The following is a 20,228-nucleotide window of genomic DNA, read 5'->3' on the forward strand; positions in this document are numbered from 1 at the left end:
AGATAGACAGGGCCCGCGCGCGCGGCTACGCCTGGTCCATGCCTGCGAGGGAGGTCGCCGTGGTCGCCAGCCCCCTGACCGACGCGGATGCGACGGAACTGGCCGCCCGCGTGCGGAGGCGGGACGTCTCGCCCGTCGAGATCGTCCGCGCGCATCTCGACCGCATCGCGGCGGTCAACCCGAGGCTCAACGCCATCGTCACGCTGGCCGCCGAGCAGGCGCTGGCCGCCGCCAGGGACGCGGAAGCCGCCGTGATGGCGGGGGCCGAGCTCGGACCGCTCCACGGCGTGCCGTTCACCGTCAAGGACTGTCTCGACACCGCCGACGTGGCGACGCAGCGCGGCTCGCCCGTCTTCGCCGGGCGCGTCCCGCGGGCGGACGCGACCGCCGTCGCCCGTTTCAGGCAGGCCGGCGCGATCCTGCTGGCCAAGACCAACCTGCCCGAGTTCTCCTACTGGACCGAGACCGACAACCTGCTGACCGGGCGCACTAACAACCCCTGGGACCTCGCGCGGACGCCCGGCGGGTCGAGCGGGGGCGAGGCGGCGGCGATCGCCGCCGGGATGTCGCCGATCGGCATCGGCAGCGACGTCGCCATCTCGGTGCGGGGCCCCGCCGCCCATACCGGCATCGCCGCCCTCAAGCCGACCCACGGGCGCGTCCCGACCACCGGACACTGGCCGCAGGTGCCGCGCCGCTTCTGGCACGTCGGACCGATGGCCCGCAGCGTGCGCGACGTGGCGCTGGGCTACCGCCTCATGGCCGGACCGGACGGGATCGACGGGTACGCCGCCATTCCGCGCGACCTCGACCTCGGCGCCGCCGGTCCCGATCGCCCGATCCGGGTCGGGTGGCTGACGGAGCCGGGCTTCGGCCCCGTCGCGTCCGAGGTCGCCGCGACGGTGGAGGGGGCGGCCCGCGCCCTGCGGGATCGGGGATGCGCCGTCGAGCCGGTGCGGATCCCGGTGCTGGAGGAGAGCGACGGCGTCGCGCTGTCCGGGGCGCTGTTCGCCGCCGAGGTCAAGCCGGAGATCGCGCGCCTCGTGGCGGGCCGGTCCGACCCCCTGTTCCGGACCGGCGCGGCCCTCCTCGGGCGGCCCGACGTCGCGCCGGACGCTTACCTAAAGGCGCATCAGGCGGTGGAGCGGCTGAGGGATGCCTTCGCGGCCTATTTCGCGCGCCACGACGCGCTGCTGTGCCCGGTGACGCCGGTGCCGGCGCCGCCGCACGGGCTGGCCGAGTTCACCGTCGACGGCAGGACCGTGCCCGCGCGGCACATCCTCAGCGCGACGGTTCCGTTCAACCTGACCGGCCTGCCCGCGATGACGGTCCGGTTCGGCACCAGCCGCGAGGGCCTGCCCATCGGCGTGCAACTGGTCGCGCGCCCGTTCGCCGAGAGCACGATCCTGGACCTCGCCGCGCGCCTCGAGGCTCGGCGTGAGATCGAACACCCGCGCCCGAGCCTGTGACCACGGCCGGAGATCGACCCGAGGCCGGACGCATCCTGCGGGCGGGCTTGCCGGCGCAGCGGCCCCGCCGGGTCGAGCCGCTCCGACGACGACCCTACCCCCTTGATTCCGCCCCGCTTTCCCCGCGCCCCGGCGATTCCCGTCCGGCGCCGGATGCTCTATGCAACCGGCTCCCGCCACGGACCGCAGGCCGCCATGCCCGATCCCGCCCCGATCCAGCCCGTCGAGCGCCTCGCGGGAGACCCGGCCTGCGGGCTCATCCTCCTGTGCGACCACGCCTCGAACGCCGTGCCGGAGGATCTGGACGCGCTCGGCCTGGAGGCACCGCATTTCGACCGGCACATCGCCTACGACATCGGCGCCGCCGCGGTGACGCGCGGGCTGCACCGGCGGCTCGGGGCGCCGGCCCTGCTCACCACCTTCTCGCGCCTGATCATCGACCCGAACCGGGGCCGCCACGACCCGACCCTGGTGATGCGCCTGTCGGACGGCGCGGTGGTGCCGGGCAATGCGCGGATCACGCCCGAGGGCAAGGCCCGGCGGATCGCCCGCTTCTACGAACCCTACGACGCGGCCATCGCCGAGGCGGTCGCGGCCGCGCGGACGGCCGGGCGCGCGCCGGCCCTCGTCGCGGTGCACAGCTTCACGCCGGCCTGGCGCGGGGTCCCGCGGCCCTGGGAGGTCGGGATCCTCTGGGACGGGCGCGACGGGCGCGCCGCCCTGCCGCTCCTCGACGGGCTGCGGGCGGACCCGGCCGGACTCACGGTGGGCGACAACGAGCCCTATGCGGGGGGGCTTCCCGGCGACACCCTCGACCGGCACGCCAGCGCCGCCGGGCTGCCGAACGCGCTGATCGAGATCCGGCAGGACCTGATCGCCGGGGAGGCCGGCCAGGAGGAATGGGCCGCGCGGTTCGCGCGCCTGCTCGCGCCGCTGATGGCCGGATGAAGCGGCGGGACGGGGCACGCGCCGCCGGGACCATTGGGCTGATCGGGTCGCTTGGGCCCGGGTCCCGGAGGGCCTACATGTCGGCGCGAGCATCGCCGCCGGAGACCGCCCCGTGACGCAGATCGACGAGACCACCCGCACCGAACTCGAAGCCGCCGTGTTCCGCCGCCTCGTGGCCCACCTGCAGGCCCGCACCGACGTGCAGAACATCGACCTCATGAACCTCGCGGGCTTCTGCCGGAACTGCCTGTCGAACTGGCTCAAGGAGGCCGCCGACAGCCGCGGCCTGCCCCTGACCAAGGACGAGAGCCGCGCGCACGTCTACGGCATGCCCTACGAAGAGTGGAAGGCGCGCCACCAGGGCGAGGCCACGCCCGCGCAGCAGGCGGCCTTCGCGGCGCGGGCCCCCGAGGGCACGGGCCACTGACGCCGAGCCCCGCGCGGCCGGGCGCGAGGCGGCGTCCCGGGAGGCGGCAGGCAAGAACTCGGTAAGGTTGAGACCCTATCAACCCTGCGAGGTTGCCCCGCGGGGCGCGCCGATCCGAGCCGGCGCGGGGCCCGCCGCGCGCCCCGCGCCGGGGCGGAGGCGAGCCGCCCCGACCACGACCGCCGCACCGTTGCGCACACACGTTTTCGCCCCTGGCGGGGCCTGGACGGCCGAGACGGCCGGATCCCACGAGAGAGGACCGAATGAACGCGCACAGCATGCCCCAGGACGTTGCCAGCTCCGGCGTCGCCGCAGACGAACTGCGCCAGTTCATCGAGCGGATCGAACGCCTCGAGGAAGAGAAGGCCGGCCTTCAGGGAGACATCAAGGATGTCTTCGCGGAACTGAAGGGGCGGGGCTTCGACGCGAAGGCGGTGCGGGCCATCCTCCGCATCCGCAAGCAGGATCACAGCGAGCGTCAGGAGCAGGAGGCGATCCTGGAGCTCTACATGCAGGCCCTGGGGATGGCGTAGCCGTCCCCGGCGCGGGCGGATCGCGGCCCGACCGCGGGCCGCATCCGCGCCGGGATCCGGGAGACCCTCCGGACGGGCGCGCGCGGGGCGAGGGCCATCCTTGAGATGGATCAAGGCCGCGCCGGCGCGCGCCGGGCGAGGATGCGCCGTGCGTTCGCCCGACGCTTCCGGATCCTCCCCATGTCCCTCGCCAGCATCATGGTTTCGGTCGACCTCGGACGGGCGGCGGCGGACCGCGTCCGCCTCGCCGCCGACCTCGCCGACCGGTTCGAGGCCGGCCTCACCGGCGTCGCGGCCCGCCGGATCGCCACGCCCGCGCCTGTCGGCGACTTCGCGGCGGTGCAGGAGGCCTACGACGCGGCGAGGGACGCCCTCGCCGCCGACTGCGCGCGGGCCAGGGACGTCTTCACGGGCCATGCCGGCGCGGCGCGGCGGACGGAGTGGCGGCAGGCCGAGGCGGCGCCCGAGGCCTTCCTGATCCGGCAGGCGCGCGGCGCCGACCTCGTGGTGGTGGGGCGCGACCCCCGGCAGGAGGGCGGGGGCGCCATGGGCGCGGCCCCCGGGACGGTGCTGATGGAGGCCGGCCGCCCGGTGCTGGTCGTGCCGCCGGAGACCGCCCGCCTCGCGGCCGCCCGGGTGGTGGTCGCCTGGAAGGACACGCCCGAGGCGCGCCGCGCCGTGACCGCAGCCCTGCCCTTCGTCCGGCGCGCCGATCAGGTCTTCGTCGTGACGGCGGGAAGCGAGGCGCGGTTCGAGGGGGCCGGGGAGGTGGCCGACCTGCTGGCCCGCCACGGCGCCCACGTCACGGCGCACCTGCTCGACGCGCCCGCCCGGGAGGTGGCCGGCGAGATCCTCCGCTTCGCCCGGCGCCAGGACGCGGACCTCGTGGTGATGGGCGCCTACGGCCATTCGCGGCTGCGCGAGTGGCTGCTGGGCGGCGTCACCGAGGACGTGCTGCGGGCCTGCCCCCTCTGCTGCCTGATGAGCCACTGATGCGCACCGCGACCGCCTTCGGGCTCGGGGCGCTGCTGCTCCTCGCCGGCCTCCACGCCCTCCCGGCGCGGGGCTGGGACCGGCAGGTCGAGCGGGGACGCACGCTCGCCCGGGCGGAATGCGCCCGCTGCCACGCCGTCGAGAGGGCCGGGGCGAGCCCGCTGCCGCAGGCGCCCCCCTTCCGCATCCTCCACGAGCGCTATCCGGTCGAGGACCTCGCCGAGGCGCTGACCGAGGGCATCCGCACCGGCCACCCGGCCATGCCGGAATTCCGGTTCGACCCGGACGAGGCCATGGCGCTCATCGCCTATCTGCGCTCGCTGGAGCGCTGACGGGCCCGCTCAGATCGCCGCGAGCCGCTCAAGCCGCGCGAGGTCGCGCAGGCGCACGCCCCCGGGCACGACCAGGATGACGCGGGCGCGGTCGAGGCGGGTGAGCATCCGGCTGACCGTCTCGATGGTCAGCCCGAGATGGTCGGCCATGTCCTGGCGCCCCATCGACAGCTCGACCGTGACGGAGCGGTGCCCGGCGCGCGCGCGGCGCGCGCGCAGGCCCAGCAGGAAGGCCGCGACCCTCTCCTCCGCGGTGCGGCGTCCGAGGAGGAGCATCTGCTCCTGCGCCAGGATGAGTTCGTAGCCTGCCCGCTCGTGCAGGCTCCTGAGGAGGTGCGGCTTGGCCTCGACCAGTTCGGCGAAGGCCTCGCGGCCGAAGCGGCAGGTCCGCACGGGACCGAGCGCCTCGGCCGAGACGGCGTGGCGCTCCTGCAGGGCGAGCCCGAGGAAGTCGCCCGGCAGCGCGAAGCCCATCACCTGCCTCCGCCCGTCGGGGAGAAGGCGGGTGAGGCGCAGCGCCCCCTCGATGACGGTGTAGACGGCGTCGGCCGCCTCGTCCTGACCGAACAGCGTCTGGCCCTTGTCGAGGGTCAGGTGCTGGCTCAGCGCCTCCAGCGCCTCCCGTTCGGACAGGTCCAGGACGGCGCAGACGCTGATCAGGCGCACCCTGCACGCCGCGCAGCCGTCCTGCGAACGCCCGTGGTGGCAGGCGTGCGGCATCCGCTCGCACGCGCCCGTCTCGACCAGCATGCCGCCTCCCCGCCGTCGCGGGCCTCGCCGGCCGGCCCCGCCCGCCGAGGTTCGGGGAGCCTCGGCGGGCGCGCATTGATCCAGCGCAAGCGGGCCGCGCCCCGCGGCGGCGCGACGCTGAGGAACGATGCCCCGGTGCCGGTGCCCGTCCCTTGAGCCTGTCATGGCGCCAAGGTCACGAGGCCCCGGCGGTCTTCGGGGCACCGGCACCAACCTCGGCCGGGCGCAGGGCTGGACCGACCACGGGACCCAGCACCTCGTCGCGCACGACGCGGTGACGGGCACCGACGACAGCGCGGCGCGGTCGTGGCGAGATCGGCCCGGCGGGTCGCCGCGCGCGTCTCCGGCTCCTCCCGTTCAGGCGCAGCAGCGAACCATGTCCACACGACGCTGGACTCACAGTGCGGGTCAAAATCTACGCACGGCCTCGTGATTCGAAGGCGATCAATACTATCGGAAAATTGCAAGACAAAACAATTGACTTTAGATCATCAGATTTCATTAATCATTAAATTTAAACTCCTCATTAGTCTGTAAGGCGCATCGTCGCCCCTGTCGGTGGGGGATGACGATGGGCCTCAATCTTTCCGGCTTCAAGCTGACGTTCGATGACGAGTTCAACACGCGCAGCATCTCACAGGTCGCCGGAGCGACCACGTGGGGCGACATCCGCTCGCAATGGCGCTTCGATGCCGATTCGGATATCGGCTTCGGTCACTCCTCCTTCGTCGATCCAGCCTCCGGCTACGACCCCTTCAGCGTCTCGGGCGGAGCCCTGACCATCACCGCCGTTCCCGATCGGACCAGTGCCGGCTATCCCGGCAGCTGGGAATCCGGTCTGATCACCACGCAAGGCAAGTTCTCCCAAACCTACGGTTACTTCGAGATCCGGGCCGATTTCTCCAACCTGCCCGGCGCCTGGGACGGATTCTGGTTGCTGCCCGATCACCCGCTGCCCGATCCTCAGGATGCCGGAGGCTGGCAGGAGCTCGATGTCGTCGAGCACTATGGTGGCTGGGACAAGGGCGTGTACAGCACCATCCACACCACGGACCCGCAAAACGGCGTCCCTTGGCAGCAGAATCGGCAAGTCTACAGCGAGCTCATCAATCCATCAGGTTTCCACACCTATGGCATGGATTGGGAAGCGGACAAGATCAGCTTCTACGTCGATGGAGAACTGATCGGCTCGCAAGCGACACCGAGCGACATGCATGGACCGATGTATTTACTGGCCAACTTAGCAACGCAAGCCTCAGAAAACAATAACGCCGACGCAGCCGGAGTGCCAATCAGCTCATCGATCGATTATATTCGGGTTTACTCGAAAGATCCAAGCGCAATTCCTGTTCCGCTGGGCACCGTGTCCGCACCGGATGGACGGGACCCAGGTGTTTATGGCGCCACAACCGCAAACGTCCCTGCGACCCAAGGTTGGGTCCCATCGCCGATCGGCCTCCAGGACTTCGGCCTCGGCCAAGGCTGGGGGTCAGTCAGCGCCCCTCGTCAGCTGGCCGATATGGATCTCACCGGCAGCGCCGATTATCTCGGCTTCGGCGCCGAGGACACCGTTGTGGCCGACGGGATCACGGGCGCGGACGGCAGCGGGAACATGGGCCCGGGCTTCACCGCGCCGGCGGCGGTGATCCACGATTTCGGCACCAACGAGGGCTACACCGCGCAGGCTCAGCGCGGCGCCGCCAATACCGGCTACGGCGTCGCCGCCAGCATCTACGGCCAGGGTTTCGCGGGCATCTACTGGTACGGCGCCAGCGCCAGATCGGCGCATACCGATGCGGCGGGTAAGACGTATTACACCTTGACCTACGACAGCACTCCGCATTTCTACGCCAATTTCGGCACCCAGCAGGGCTGGACCCCGCACAACGGCTTCCAGGTCCTCAAGACCAGCAGGGCCGACACCTACGCCTCCATCCTCGGCTTCGGCAACGACGGCATCGTGGTCGGCGGCCAGGCCTTCGCCCCGGGCGCCGACGCCTCCCAGGTCACCGTGCTGCCGGCGAGCATCGGCAACAATGCCGGCTGGGACCAACTCACGGACGTGCGCACCTTCCTCGACAGCGACGGCGGCATCGTCGACCTCAACCACGACGGCGTCGCCGACTTCATCGGCATGGGCCCGCAGGGCACCGTCTTCGCCTACGGCCAGGAGGATCCCTCCAGCCACCAGTACACGCTCGGCCCGGTCCAGACCGCCACCTTCGGCGGCGGCAGCACCGACCTCGGCCGGGCGCAGGGCTGGACCGACCAGAATACTCAGCGGCTGATCGTGCACGACGCGGTGACGGGCTACGACGACATCCTGGCCTTCGGGGCGGCGGGCGTGTTCGTGGCCGAGGGGCAGGACCCGGCGAGCCACGGCGGCCAGCCCTTCGGGGCGCTGCACCTCGCCATCGCGGATTTCGGCTCGAACCAGGGCTGGTCGAACGCGCAGACACCGCGGCTGGTGGGGGACGTGAACGGGGACGGGACGCCGGACATCGTGGGGTTCGGGGCCTCGTCGACCTTCGTGGCGCTGGGCTCGCGGGACGCCTCCGGTCACCTGAGCTTCACGATGGACCCGACGAAGCAGATCAACGACTTCGGCTACCAGGAGGGCTGGGACAGCGCCACGACGGTGCGGGCGCTGGCGGACGTGGACGGGTCGGGGCACCAGAGCCTGGTGCTGAGCGGCTACGCGGGAACGCAGGCCTGGCATCTCGCCTGAGCGAGCCATCCCCGCGAAGGACCGGCGGCTGGCCCGTCCTCCCCCGCCCGCAGCGCCGGCGCGGGGCCGCCGGCCCTTGCCCCCTTGACGAGTCCGCCGAGTGTCGGCCGGCGGTTCCGTCCGGGAGATGCGGAAGCGTGTAAGGATCGGCTCAGCACTTGGGAGGCAGGAGGGCAGCCGGATGATCACGCTCCATCACTGCGTCGGCGCACGATCGTTCCGGCCGCTCTGGATGCTGGAGGAACTGGGGCTGGCCTACGACCTCGCCATGCTCCCGTTCCCGCCGCGGGCCCACCGCAAGGATTACTTCGCCGTCAACCCGCTCGGCACGATCCCGGCCTTCCGGGACGGCGACACGGTCATGACGGAATCGGCGGCGATCTGCGAATACCTCGCCGCCCGCCACAGCCCCGGCGTGCTCGGCGTGCGCCCGGAGGAGGCGGAGTACGCGGCCTACGTGAACGCGCTCCATTTCGGAGAGGCGACCCTGACCTTCCCGCAGACGCTGGTGCTGCGCTACGGGCGCTTCGAGCCGCCGGAGCGGCGGCTGCCCCAGGTGGCTGAGGATTACGCCCGCTGGTTCGGGTCGCGGCTGCGCGCCTTCGGCACCCTCTTCGGGGACCGGACCTACGCCGCGGCGGGCCGTTTCACGGCAGCCGATATCAGCCTCGGCTACGCGCTGATGCTGGCCGAGTTCGCGGGGCTCGGCGAGCAGGTGCCCGATGTTGCGCGGGCCTACTGGGCGCTCCTGCAGGAGCGGCCGGGCTACCGGCGGGCCCTCGCGGCCGAGCGGGACGCCGCCCTGGCGCAGGGCGTCTCGCCGGTCCCGTCCCCGCTCGGCGGCTGAGGGCTCAGGTCCCGAGCATCTGGCCGAGACGCACGCCGCCCTCGCGGGCGAAGGCGCCGGCCGTCATCTTCGCCCCGCCCTCCGGCTTAAGCCGGAGCATCTCGATGCGGCCGCCCTGGGCCGCGACGGTGATCGAATCGTCACCGACCGCGACGACCTCTCCGGGCGTCCCCTTGACGTCGCCGATCCGGCCGATCCGGTGCAGGCGGCTGTCGAAGATCTGAAGCTTGCGGCCGTCGAGGGTGGTCCAGGCGCCGGGGGCCGGGTTGGCCGCGCGGATCACCCCGTAGAGGTGGTCCGCATGCGCGTCCCAGTGCAGCCGCGCGGCCTTGGCCGAGAACCAACCCTCGTAGCTCGCCTGCGCCTCGTCCTGCGCGACCTCCCGGTGGCGCCCGGCCGCGACGAGGTCGGCGGCCTCCAGCAGGGCGGCGACGCCCATCGGGAACAGCCGCCCGAAATAGACGTCCCCGATCGTGTCGTCCGGCCCGATCTCGCAGGTTTTCTGGAGGATGACCGGCCCCTCGTCGAGGCCGTCGGTCGGGCGGAAGATGGTTAATCCGGTCCGCGTCTCGCCCTTGGCGATCAGCCAGTTGATCGAGGAGGGGCCGCGATAGCGCGGCAGCAGCGAGGGGTGGTATTGGATGGTCCCGTGGCGCGGGATGGTCACGAAGTCCTGCGGCGCGAATTGCAGCACGTAGGCCATCACGCCGAGATCGACCTCCAGCGCCCGCAGCGTGTCGGCGGCGTCGACGCATTTCAGGCTCGGGAACTGGAAGACGGGCAGATGCCGCTCGCGCGCCGCCTGCGTCAGGGCGTCGGGCTTCGCACCCTCGCGGTCCGGCGCGCAGAACACGCCGGCGACCGTATCGCCCCGCTTCAGGAAGGCGTCGAGCACCGCCCTGCCGAAATCCTGCTGACCGATCAGTGCGATGCGCATGCTGGCCTCCTTCGGAAGCCCGGCGCGCAGGCTCCCGTTCGGCTGCCCGGGCGGGCGCCGTGGTTCCGGGTGCGGGAGGCGCCCAGCCGTGCCGGGCGCCGTGGTCGCGGGGAGAGGGTTACTCGGCGGCGATCTTCGGGACGTCGCCGATCGCGCCGGAGGCGGCGACGTCGAGCCGCCGCTCCTCGCCGTAGCCCAGCACGTCGCGCAGCACCTCCTCGGTGTGCTCGCCGAGGAGCGGCGAGCGCTTCACCTCGGTGGGGCTGTCCGAGAGCTTGATCGGGTTGCCGACGGTCAGATAGGGGCCGCGCACCGGGTGCTCGACCTCGACGATCGTGCCGGTCGCCCGCAGCGACGGCTCCTCGGCCAGTTCCCGCATCGACAGGATCGGGCCGCAGGGAATCTCGTCGCGGTTGAGGATCTCCATCGCCTCGAACTTGGTCTTCGTCATCGTCCAGCGCTCGATGCGCTCGAAGATCTGGTTGAGGCGGGGCAGGCGGGCGGCCGGCTTGGCGTAATCGGGATGGGTCTTCCAGTCCGGCTCGCCGATCACGTCGCAGATCTTCTCCCAGACCGGGGCCTGCGTGATGAAGTACAGGTAGGCGTTCGGGTCGGTCTCCCATCCCTTGCACTTGAGGATGCGGCCCGGCTGGCCGCCCCCGGAATCGTTGCCGGCGCGCGGCACCGCGTCGCCGAAGGGCACGCCCTCGCCGAACTGGCTGTACTCCTTGAGCGGGCCGTGGCTCAGGCGCTGCTGGTCGCGCAGCTTCACCCGGCAGAGATTGAGCACCCCGTCCTGCATCGCGCAGGCGACCCGCTGCCCGCGGCCGGTCTGGGTGCGCTGGAAGAGCGCCGTGACGATGCCGAGGGCGAGGTGGAGGCCGGTGCCGGAATCCCCGATCTGCGCCCCCGTCACCAGCGGGATCCCGTCCCGGAAGCCCGTCGTCGAGGCGGCGCCGCCCGCGCACTGCGCCACGTTCTCGTAGACCTTGCACTCCTCGTAGGGGCCGGGGCCGAATCCCTTCACGGAGGCGACGATCATGCGGGGGTTCAGGGCCTGGATCCGCTCCCAGGTGAGGCCCATCCGGTCGAGCGCGCCGGGAGCGAAATTCTCGACCAGCACGTCGCAGGCCCGCACGAGATCCTCCAGCACTTCCATGCCGCGCCGGTTCTTCGTGTCGAGGGTGATGGAGCGCTTGTTCGCGTTCAACATCGTGAAGTACAGGCTGTCGGCGTCCGGCACGTCCTGCAGCTGGGTCCGCGTGATGTCGCCGACGCCCGGCCGCTCGACCTTGATGACGTCGGCTCCGAACCACGCGAGGAGCTGCGTGCAGGTCGGTCCGGACTGGACATGCGTGAAATCGAGGATGCGCACGCCTGCGAGTGCCTGGGTCATGGGATCGTCTTCACTGTGAGCGGTTGCGGGGCCGGCCGGGGCCGGTGGGGACGGCCCGGGCCGCGTCGGGCGCGATCCGGGCTCCTCCGGGTGTCTCGCGGGGGATCGCGCGCATTCGGGTGGGCACCGTGAGGCCGGGCCGGCACCGCCGGGTGCCGGTCGACGCCGCGGCCGAGATCAACCTGTGCGGTCTCACCATCGGGCGCCTCCTCGCTCACGCCGCCACTCTGCCGGGGCACCGCCTCGCGGGCCACAAGGCCCCGGGGCGGGCTCCCGGAAGGAGCCGATCGACCGGCTCCCCGTCGCGTCGGTGTTCAAAATTTGGCATACCAGATACCATGTGTCAAACAAGCGTCCGTCTGCCGGGAGGGCTCCTCGATGCTCCGCGACGCGTCCGACCCCGCACCGACGCCCTACGGCCCGTGGAATCCGGGCCTCCAGTCGGCGCTGCCGCGGACCTTCCTGCCGCTCGCGACGGTGTTCCGGCCCGAGAACGTCGCGACCTCCCTGCGTGAGGCGGAGGATCTGGCGGGCGTCTGCGGGCTGCCGGCGCAGGACCTCGTCTGCTTCCGGCCCGAGCGACTAGCGGTGCACGAGGTTTTGGTGCGCGTCACGGCCGACCTCAGCGTCCCGGCCGGCGAGGAATACGCCGATCTCGGCGTGAATTTCCGCCGCATGACGGAGCGGATCCTCACGACGGCGATCCGGCCGCGCCTCGACGACCTCGCGGAGTCCCACCGGGACCTGACTCTCCGGGCCGTCGCCGCGATCGACCGCGACCTCGACGCGATCTTCGCGCCGTCCGCGGCGGCGGCGGCGGGATGGCCCCGGCGGTTTCGGCTCGGGCGGCGGCCCGCGCCTGCCCTTACGGAAACGGTTGAGGAGCGGGCGCTGCGCCTCCTCGCCGATCCTCCGGAGGGGAACGCGGACGCCTTGGCGAGCGCGGCGCGCGCGGCGCTGGCCCGGGCCGTGGCGGCGATCCTGCGCCAGCGGGGCCGCCTGATGCGGGACCGCGCCCTGATCGGGCGGATCGCCGCGCCGCTCCTGGTGAACGATTACGGCAGCCGGGAGATCGGGCGGCGCCTCGATCCCTGGTTCCGCGACGCGGCGGCCCGCGAGGGCTACCGGCTGCTGCCCCCGCAGCCCCGCCCGGTCGTGATGAACGTGAAGGGCGCCTCCGCGGCCGGCAAGAGCACGATGCGGCCCCTGCAGCGGGCGCTGGCCGGCCGCATCGGCGCGGATTGGTCGGATTTCGCGCTGATCAGCCCCGACATCTGGCGCAAGTTCCTGCTCGACTACGCCGCCCTCGGGCCGGCGCGGCGCTACGCCGGCACGCTGACCGGCCACGAGGTCGAGATCGTCAACACCAAGCTCGACCACTACATGGCGGCCAAGGCCGGTGAGGGGCGGATGTCGCACCTGCTGATCGACCGCTTCCGGTTCGGCAGCTTCGCGGCGGAGTCCCGGGAGGAGGACGGCAGCCAGCTCCTGACTCGCTTCGGCGACCGCGTCTACATGCTGTTCATGATCACGCCGCCGGACGCTACCGTGGAGCGGGCGTGGCTGCGGGGCGAGCGCTTCGGCCGCTACAAGGCCGTGGACGACCTCCTCGCCCACAACGTCGAGGCCTTCACGGGCATGCCGCGGCTGTTCTTCACCTGGAGCCTCAGGCCGCACCGCCGCGTGCACACCGAGTTCCTGGACAACAGCGTGCCTCGGGATTGCCGGCCGCGCACCGTCGCCTTCGGCTGGAACGGCGAGATGACCATCCTCGACCCGGGCCGCCTCCTCGACATCGAGCGGTTCCGCCGGATCAATGTCGGGGCGAACGCCCCGGTCGAGGTCTATCCCGGCCCGGACGCCATGGCGCCGGCGGGCAATACCGGGTTCCTGCGCCAATGCGCGCGGCAGATGCGGCGCCTGTGCTTCGCCGAGGCCGCGACCGGGCGCGTCTACGCCCGTTTCGAGGGACGCCGGCTCGCCTGCGCGGATCGTCCGGCCCTCCTGCGGGCGCTCTCGGACCCGGACACCCGCGCCGCCCTGGCGGCCGTCGCCGAGGGCCCGCCCGAACACTGCCCCGACGGGGCCGTGCGGGAGCTGCTGTCCCGCGCCGACACCCACACGCTGGGGGCCTGGGGCCCGCCCGAGCCCTGACGGCCGGCCTCCAGGAACACCCGCCCGCGCGGGGACGTTGGGGCGTCGCCAGCGCCGCGCCATCGGCAGGATCCGCGGCGGTGAGACCGGAGGAGATGGACATGGCGGGTGGAACTCAGGCCGGCGGCGCACGCAGCCGGGGGCCGCAGGGCGGCGAGAGCCTCTACGACCAGGCGACCAGCGCGGCGCGCAACCTCGCCGACCAGGCGTCCGACCAGTGGGACGACGTCTCGCAGCGCGGCTCCCACTACGTCCGGCGCGGTCGCGAGGCCGTGGGCGAGGTCGATGCCACGACTCTGACGGGCTGGTTCGTGGCCGGTGCCATCGGGTTCGGCCTCGCCTGGCTGATGTTCGGCCAGCGCTCGGTGTCGGGCGACGACGTGGCCCGGAGGATGAGCCAGAGCAGCGATCGCTACCGCTGAGCATGAACCCGAACCCTTCCCCCCATGCGCGGGAAGGGTTCGCGGGCGGCTCGGGACGCGGTCGCCCGCCTAAGCGCCGCTCCGCTCCTCGCCCAGAGACAGCGTCACCAGCATCACCTCCGGGTCGGAGGGGTCCGTGCGCACGGTGAAGCCGAGCTTCCGGCACATGGCCAGCATGGTGGTGTTCTCGCGCAGCACCTGCCCCTCGACGCAGCGGATGCCGTCGGCCCGGGCCCAGTCCAGCATCAGGCTCATCAGCGCCCAGCCGAGCCCGATCCCCTTGAGATCCGAGCGGATCATGATGGCGTACTCGCCGGTCTCGTGGTTCGCATCCGCGTGGAGGCGCACCGCCCCCATCATCGTCCCGTCCCCCTCGTCGAGGGCCACGAAGGCGATCGCCCGGGCGTAGTCGAGCTGGGTCAGGCGCGCCAGGAAGGCGTGGCTGAAGTCGCGCACGGGCGCGAAGAACCGCAGGCGCAGATCCGTCTCGCTGACGTTGCGGAAGAACGCCGCGAACAATCTCTCGTCCTCCGGCCGGACAGGGCGGATGAAGACCCGGTGGGCGTCGAGGGTGATGTGCCGCTCCCACTCGGTCGGATAGGGCCGCACCGCGAAGCGGGCGTGGCTCGGACCGACGCCCGCGTCGCGCCGCCGCGCCGCTCCCGACGGGGCGACGGCCACCCGGGCATCGACCGCGATCACCCCGGTCTCGTCGGCAAGGAGCGGGTTGATGTCGAGGTCGCGGACCGCCGGAAGGTCGGCGGCGAGCTGAGCGATCTTGACGAGGACGAGGGCGATCGCGTGCTCGTCGGCCGCCGCCACGTCGCGATAGGCCTTCAGGCGGCGCGCGACGCGGGTCCGGCCGATCAGCTCGGCGGCGAGCCGCAGGTCGAGGGGCGGCAGCGCCAGCGCCTGGTCGTCGATGACCTCGACCGCCGTGCCGCCGCGCCCGAACACCACCACGGGACCGAAGACCGGGTCGTCGGTGAGGCCGGCGATCAGCTCGCGGGCCTTCCGGCCCCGCCGCATCGGCTGGATCACGAAGCCGCTGATCCGCGCCTCGGGCCGGTCGCGGGCGGCGCGGGCCAGGATCTCGGCGGCGGCCTCGCGCACCGCCGCCTCGCTGGTGAGGTCGAGATGGACGCCGCCCACGTCCGACTTGTGCACGATGTCGGGTGACACGACCTTCAGGGCGACCGGGCATCCCGCCGCGATCAGCGGCCAGGCGGCTTCGGCCGCCTCGTCCGCGTCGCGCGCGAAGCGGACCGGCAGGACGGGGATCGCGTAGGCGGTGAGCAGCGTCTCGACCTCGCGCGGGTCGAGCCAGGTCCGCCCCTCCCGGAGCGCCCCCTCCACGACCGCGCGGGCGGTCGCGACGTCCGGGGAGAAGTCCTTCGGCAGCGAGTCGGGCGTCTTCATGAGGTCGTCCTGCGCCTCGCGGTAGCGCACGAGGTGCATGAAGCCCTCGACCGCCTCGGCATCCGTGGAGAAGCGCGGGATGCCGGCGGCGCCGAGCACCTCGATCGCCGTCTCGTCGCCCACGGAGACCGCGAAGACCGGCTTCGCCCGCAGGCTCGCCTTGCGCCCGCGGCGCACCGCCTCCGCGATCGCGCCCGCCACCGCCTCCCCGCCCGACAGGGCCGTCGGCACGTTCATCACCAGCACCGCGTCGTTCTCGCGGTCGGGGATCAGCGCGTCGAGCGCGGCCGCGTAGCGCACCGCGTCGGCATCCGCGCCGAGGTCGAGGGGGTTGCCCCAGGGCGCGGCGGCCAGGCCGGTCGCCGGCAGAGTCTCGTCCAGCCGCGCGACGGCGGCCGGCGAGAGCGTCGCGAGGGTGCCACCGAGATCGGCGAGCCGGTCCACCGCCAGGGCCCCCACGCCGCGGCCATTCGTGACCACCGCGAGACGCTTTCCCGGAAAGGGCCGCTGCCGCCCGAGCGTCTCGACCGCCGAGAACATGTCGTGCAGCGCCGCCACGCGCAGCAGGCCGGCGCGCCGGAAGGCCGCGTCGTAGACCGCATCGGGCCGCGCCAGGAGCCCGCTATGGGTGACCGGCCGCCCGTCGAGGGCCGCCGCCGCGTGCCGGCCCGAGCGGAGCACGACGACGGGCTTGGCACGCGCCGCGGCGCGGGCGGCGGACATGAATTTCGGCGCGTCCGCGATCGTCTCCAGGTGGAGGAGGATCGCCCGGGTGGTGCGGTCGCCCGCGAAATGGTCGAGGCAGTCCGCGATGTCGACGTCGAGCGCCTGGCCGACCGAGAGCACGCCCGAGAAGCCGTAGCCCCGCCCGACCGCCCACTCGGCGATGCCCGCCGCCACGGTCCGCGACTGGGTGATCAGCGCGAGGTCCCCCTTGGGCGGCCGGTGGGCGAGGAGGCTCGCGTTGAGCCGGGCACCCGGGACCGCGAGCCCCATGCATTCCGGGCCGAGGAGCCGCAGGCCGTGCGGCCGCGCGGCGCGGCGGGCCGCTTCGGCGAGCGAAGTCTCGCCCGCGCCCAACCCCGCCGAGATGATCACCGCGCCGCCGCAGCCGCGCTCTCCAGCCGCCCTGACCACCTCCGGCACCGTCTCGGCGGGCGACACCACCACGACGAGGTCGGCCGCCTCCGGCAGGTCGGCCACGGACGCGAGGCAGGGAAGGTCCGCGACCCGGTCGTGCTGGGGGTTGACCGGCCAGATCGGGCCGGGGAACTCCGCCTCGCGCAGGTTGCGCAGGATCGCGCCCCCGAAGGAGCCGGGCCGGTCGCTCGCGCCCACCAGGGCGACGGAGCGCGGGGCGAGGATGCGGTCGAAGCGGTAGGTGCTCATCGATGCGGCTCCCCGGCGGCGCGGCCCTGGCGAGACGAAACGGCGCCCGCGCCGGCCGGCTCCGCCGCTCCGGCGCGGGGCTGCATCGCACGACGCGCCCCGTGATGCAGCCTCGTGGGGCGAGATAGGGCATCCGGACGAGCGAGCCCGGTCGGGCATCCCGCCGCTGCCGCGGGGTGTCCCCGGTCGCCCGTGCGTCGGCGGGACTCTCTTGTGTTGCCGGGCGATCTGCGCCACCTCTCCGCCGCGTTCGCCCCGACTTGAGGCCCAAGGATCGTCCGATGCAGAGCTTTTCCCTGACCTGGCGCGCGGCCGCCCTCGCGCTCGGGCTCGCGCTGCCCGCCGCGGCGCAGACCCCGCCCGCTCCGGCCCCTGACACGGTCGTGGCCCGGGTGAACGGCGCCCCGGTCACGGCCGGCGACCTCGCGGTGGCGGCGGACGATCCGGCCCTGTCCCTGCCGGGCGTGAGCGAGGAGCAGAAGAAGGGCCTCCTCGTCGACTACATGGTCGACCTCAAGCTCGGCGCGCAGGCGGCCGAGAAGGCCAAGATCGCCGAGAGCCCGGACTTCACCCGCAAGCTCGCCTATTTCCGCGACAAGCTCCTGCTCGACGAGTACCTGGAGCGCGAGGCCAAGAAGGCCGTGACGCAGGAGGCCGCCCACAAGCTCTACGACGACACCGTCAAGACAATGAAGCCCGAGGAGGAGGTGCACGCCCGCCACATCCTCGTCGACAACGAGGCCGACGCCAAGAAGATCGCCGCGCGCATCAAGGGCGGGGAGGATTTCGCCAAGGTCGCGGCCGAGACCTCGAAGGATCCCGGCTCCAAGGCCGAGGGCGGCGATCTCGGCTGGTTCACGAAGGAGCGGATGGTCCCGGCCTTCGCCGAGGCGGCCTTCAAGCTCGAGCCGGGCAAGGTCTCGGACCCGGTCAAGACGCAGTTCGGCTGGCACGTCATCAAGGTCGAGGAGAAGCGCGCGAAGCCGGTGCCGTCCTTCGACGAGATGAAGGAGCAGATCGACACCTACCTCACCCGCAAGACGCAGCAGGACATCATCACGAAGCTGCGCGGGGAGGGGAAGGTCGAGCGCACCGCCGCGGCCCCCGCCGCGCCGACGCCCGCGGCCCCCGACGGGCCCGCCAAGGCGCCCGAGGCCAAGTAGAGCGCCGGGTCAGACAGAGGCGGGAGCCTTCTCCGGTGTGAAGGCTCCCGTCTGGCGCGTCGCGCGCGGGACAGGAACAGCGTTTCACGGCCCGGCTGTCCGCGGCGATGGAGAGGCACGTCTCCCCTCTCCAACGTGAGAGAGGGGCCGGGGGATCGAAGATCCCCCGTGAGGGTGGCTCGGCTTCAGCAAGACGTCTGAACCGTGCCGCTGGCTGCTCGACCTTCGGAGTTCAATCCTGAAGCCGAGCCACCCTGCACGATCTCCGATCGCGCTACCCCTCTCTCACTCGGGCTCGGGTCAAAACCTCCTCAGCTTGACCATGCGAGGGGCTGCTTGCGACCGACCTCAGGCTTTGGCGAGGTCTGCTTTCCAGACGACTTCACCTCACGCGGCACGGACGGTGGTCAGGAAGCAGCTGACCTCGGCGGCGAGGTGCTCAGACTGACGCGACAGCTCGGAGGCCGCAACAAGCACCTGACCGGCCGCTGCGCCCGTCTCCTCGGCCGCGCCTGCCACCCCCGCGATAGTGCCGGTCACCTCGCCGGTACCGGTGGCCGCATGGCTCACGTTGCGCACGATCTCCTGGGTGGCCGCACCCTGCTGCTCGACCGCCGCCGCTATCGACGTCGCCACTGCACTGATCTCCCGGATGCGCCCGGTGATGACCCCGATCGACACCACCGCCTGCCCCGTCGAGGCTTGGATGCGCGCGATCTGCCGCGATATCTCGTCGGTGGCCCTGGCCGTTTGCCCGGCCAACTCTTTCACCTCCGCGGCGACCACCGCAAAGCCGCGACCTGCCTCGCCGGCCCGCGCCGCCTCGATCGTGGCGTTGAGTGCCAGCAAGTTCGTCTGGCTGGCGATGCTGGAGATCAGCCCGACCACGTCGCCGATGCGCGCGACCGCCCCGGATAGCTCCTGCACTAACGCCCCGGTCTGATCCGCCTCGGCCACCGCCGTGCGCGCCAGTTCGGCCGACCCGTCCACCTGCCGGCTGATCTCAGCCACGGACGAGCTGAGCTGCTCAGCGGCTGCAGCCACCGTATTGACGTTGGAGGCGGCTTCCTCTGCCGCCACCGCCACCATGCTCGACTGGCTGGCCGTCTCGGCCGCGGTGGCCGTCATGGTCTGGGCCGTAGCCTGTAGCTCGGTGGCCGATGTCGAGACCATGCTGATCACTGCGCCGACCGCCGTCTCGAAGCCGTCGGCCATCTGGCGCATGCCCGTCCTACGCTGTTCCTCGGCGGCCAGCCGCGCCTGTGCCGTCTCCGCCTCCAGAGCACGCGTGCGGATCAGGTTCTCTCGCGAGCCTTCGACAGCCTGCGCAATCGAGCCGATCTCATTATCGCGCTCGCGGTAGGGCACGACCTGCTCCAGGTCTCCGGCGGCCAGGGCCCGCATCCGCAGAATCAGTCGGTCGATCGGGCGCGTGACGCCGCCGAGCACAAAAGCGACTCCGGCGAGGCCGCAGATGAACGCCAGGGTGCAGAGCAGCCCGGTCAGCCAAATCGCCCGCTCGTAAGCCTCTGCGGCCTCGCTCTGTGCACGGTCAGCCGCTTGGGCGTTCAGGGCGGTGTCGCGGTCGATCGTCTCGACCGCCGCATCAAAGGGCTTGCGCGAGGCGGCGAAGATCTCGTTCATCCGCTTCTGGTCGCCAGCCTGCGCGGCGGCAATGAGCGCTCTGCGCAGCCCCTGGTAATCGGTCCAGTGCCGGCCAAATGCTTCCCAGAGGGCTCGCTCGTCGGAATTTGAGATCAGCGCCTCATAGCGCTTTGCCACTGTCTCAACTGCCTTCAAACGGTCGGCCGATACTTTTTCGAGGTCGGCGATGGCTTCGAGAGCCGTAACGTAGCGCGCATCCATCAGGCGCAGTCGGGTGATCCTATACTTCAGATCGCCGATTTCGCGCACACTGGGCATCCAGTTGGTGGCGATGTCGACGGTATTCGCGTTGACCATGCGCAGCTGCATGATCGCCGTGCCGCCCTGTACGGCGATGGCCGCTAGGAGAAGAGCAATCATCCCGATCAGGATGTGCTTAATTTTTAGGCTCATAGCTGCCAGATCACGTATGTTGAGGTCACTAGAATTACAACTATCAGGTTAATATATTCTCAACTGCAGCCTTCCCAGTGTCACTACTGCGCGAGCGTCGCAGCAGTGAAGATGACGAGATCGTGACATCTGCTGATCTCACTCAAGTGCCATCATCCGCGGTTGTCATCACTACCGATGGTTGAAATTTGCTAGAGTGACTTCCCGCTGACCTGATACAAGCACAATCAAATCGAACCATCCTCCACTGGCTTGAACGTCCG

General features: G+C 71.7%; 16 protein-coding genes. 11 read left to right on the top strand and 5 right to left on the bottom strand.

The genetic code is table 11. The features are described from left to right. The first annotated feature begins 59 nt into the window (after positions 1-59). The 6 genes from ACW9J6_RS14420 to ACW9J6_RS14445 all read left to right on the top strand — a co-directional run bounded on the left by ACW9J6_RS14420 (position 60) and on the right by ACW9J6_RS14445 (position 4,702). Positions 60-1,469: an amidase gene (locus ACW9J6_RS14420; protein ID WP_457117166.1), complete on the top strand. Its 1,410-nt coding sequence runs from the start codon at positions 60-62 to the stop codon at positions 1,467-1,469. A 195-nt stretch (positions 1,470-1,664) separates the two neighbouring features. Further along, positions 1,665-2,417: an N-formylglutamate amidohydrolase gene (locus tag ACW9J6_RS14425; RefSeq protein WP_457117167.1), complete on the top strand. Its 753-nt coding sequence runs from the start codon at positions 1,665-1,667 to the stop codon at positions 2,415-2,417. Between the two features lie 112 nt (positions 2,418-2,529). Beyond that, complete coding sequence (locus ACW9J6_RS14430) at positions 2,530-2,844, top strand: DUF1244 domain-containing protein (protein ID WP_457117168.1); 315 nt, start codon at positions 2,530-2,532, stop codon at positions 2,842-2,844. Positions 2,845-3,122: 278 nt separating this feature from the next. Beyond that, positions 3,123-3,377, top strand: coding sequence for a DUF2312 domain-containing protein (locus ACW9J6_RS14435; protein WP_457117203.1), 255 nt, complete (start codon positions 3,123-3,125; stop codon positions 3,375-3,377). 180 nt (positions 3,378-3,557) lie between these two features. Further along, on the top strand, positions 3,558-4,370 hold the full coding sequence (locus ACW9J6_RS14440; protein WP_457117169.1) for a universal stress protein: 813 nt from the start codon (positions 3,558-3,560) through the stop codon (positions 4,368-4,370). Then, positions 4,370-4,702, top strand: a complete 333-nt coding sequence (locus tag ACW9J6_RS14445) for a c-type cytochrome (protein WP_457117170.1) — start codon at positions 4,370-4,372, stop codon at positions 4,700-4,702. The genes ACW9J6_RS14440 and ACW9J6_RS14445 overlap by 1 nt, the downstream gene beginning before the upstream one ends. Positions 4,703-4,711: 9 nt before the next feature. On the opposite strand, the gene ACW9J6_RS14450 is transcribed toward ACW9J6_RS14445, so the two are convergent. Continuing rightward, entirely contained in the window at positions 4,712-5,422 is a 711-nt protein-coding gene (locus ACW9J6_RS14450; protein ID WP_457117204.1) for a cyclic nucleotide-binding domain-containing protein, read from the bottom strand. A 595-nt stretch (positions 5,423-6,017) separates the two neighbouring features. On the opposite strand from ACW9J6_RS14450, the gene ACW9J6_RS14455 reads away from it, so the two are divergent. Then, a complete protein-coding gene (locus ACW9J6_RS14455) occupies positions 6,018-8,180 on the top strand; it encodes a glycoside hydrolase family 16 protein (RefSeq protein ID WP_457117171.1) in 2,163 nt (720 codons plus the stop codon). A 181-nt stretch (positions 8,181-8,361) separates the two neighbouring features. After that, complete coding sequence (locus tag ACW9J6_RS14460; protein WP_457117172.1) at positions 8,362-9,027, top strand: glutathione S-transferase family protein; 666 nt, start codon at positions 8,362-8,364, stop codon at positions 9,025-9,027. A 4-nt stretch (positions 9,028-9,031) separates the two neighbouring features. Here ACW9J6_RS14460 and ACW9J6_RS14465 read toward each other — a convergent pair whose 3' ends face one another. Further along, entirely contained in the window at positions 9,032-9,964 is a 933-nt protein-coding gene (locus ACW9J6_RS14465) for a methionyl-tRNA formyltransferase (protein WP_457117173.1), read from the bottom strand. A gap of 118 nt (positions 9,965-10,082) precedes the next feature. Further along, the gene (frc, locus tag ACW9J6_RS14470) at positions 10,083-11,360 is read right to left on the bottom strand and encodes a formyl-CoA transferase (protein WP_457117174.1); all 1,278 of its coding nucleotides are present in this window, start codon (positions 11,358-11,360) and stop codon (positions 10,083-10,085) included. Between the two features lie 378 nt (positions 11,361-11,738). On the opposite strand from frc, the gene ACW9J6_RS14475 reads away from it, so the two are divergent. Both ACW9J6_RS14475 and ACW9J6_RS14480 read left to right on the top strand, forming a co-directional pair. Continuing rightward, positions 11,739-13,514: a hypothetical protein gene (locus ACW9J6_RS14475; RefSeq protein ID WP_457117175.1), complete on the top strand. Its 1,776-nt coding sequence runs from the start codon at positions 11,739-11,741 to the stop codon at positions 13,512-13,514. A 101-nt stretch (positions 13,515-13,615) separates the two neighbouring features. Continuing rightward, positions 13,616-13,936: a hypothetical protein gene (locus ACW9J6_RS14480; RefSeq protein WP_457117176.1), complete on the top strand. Its 321-nt coding sequence runs from the start codon at positions 13,616-13,618 to the stop codon at positions 13,934-13,936. 69 nt (positions 13,937-14,005) lie between these two features. Here ACW9J6_RS14480 and ACW9J6_RS14485 read toward each other — a convergent pair whose 3' ends face one another. Then, positions 14,006-16,744 carry a bifunctional acetate--CoA ligase family protein/GNAT family N-acetyltransferase gene (locus ACW9J6_RS14485; RefSeq protein ID WP_457117177.1) on the bottom strand — a complete coding sequence of 913 codons (2,739 nt, stop codon included), beginning with the start codon at positions 16,742-16,744 and terminating at the stop codon, positions 14,006-14,008. A gap of 281 nt (positions 16,745-17,025) precedes the next feature. Here ACW9J6_RS14485 and ACW9J6_RS14490 point away from each other — a divergent pair, with 281 nt between their 5' ends. Next, a complete protein-coding gene (locus tag ACW9J6_RS14490; protein ID WP_457117178.1) occupies positions 17,026-17,907 on the top strand; it encodes a peptidylprolyl isomerase in 882 nt (293 codons plus the stop codon). A 387-nt stretch (positions 17,908-18,294) separates the two neighbouring features. Here ACW9J6_RS14490 and ACW9J6_RS14495 read toward each other — a convergent pair whose 3' ends face one another. Beyond that, positions 18,295-19,965: a methyl-accepting chemotaxis protein gene (locus ACW9J6_RS14495; protein WP_457117179.1), complete on the bottom strand. Its 1,671-nt coding sequence runs from the start codon at positions 19,963-19,965 to the stop codon at positions 18,295-18,297. Positions 19,966-20,228 lie beyond the last annotated feature (263 nt).

This window comes from Methylobacterium sp. JK268, from assembly GCF_054052225.1.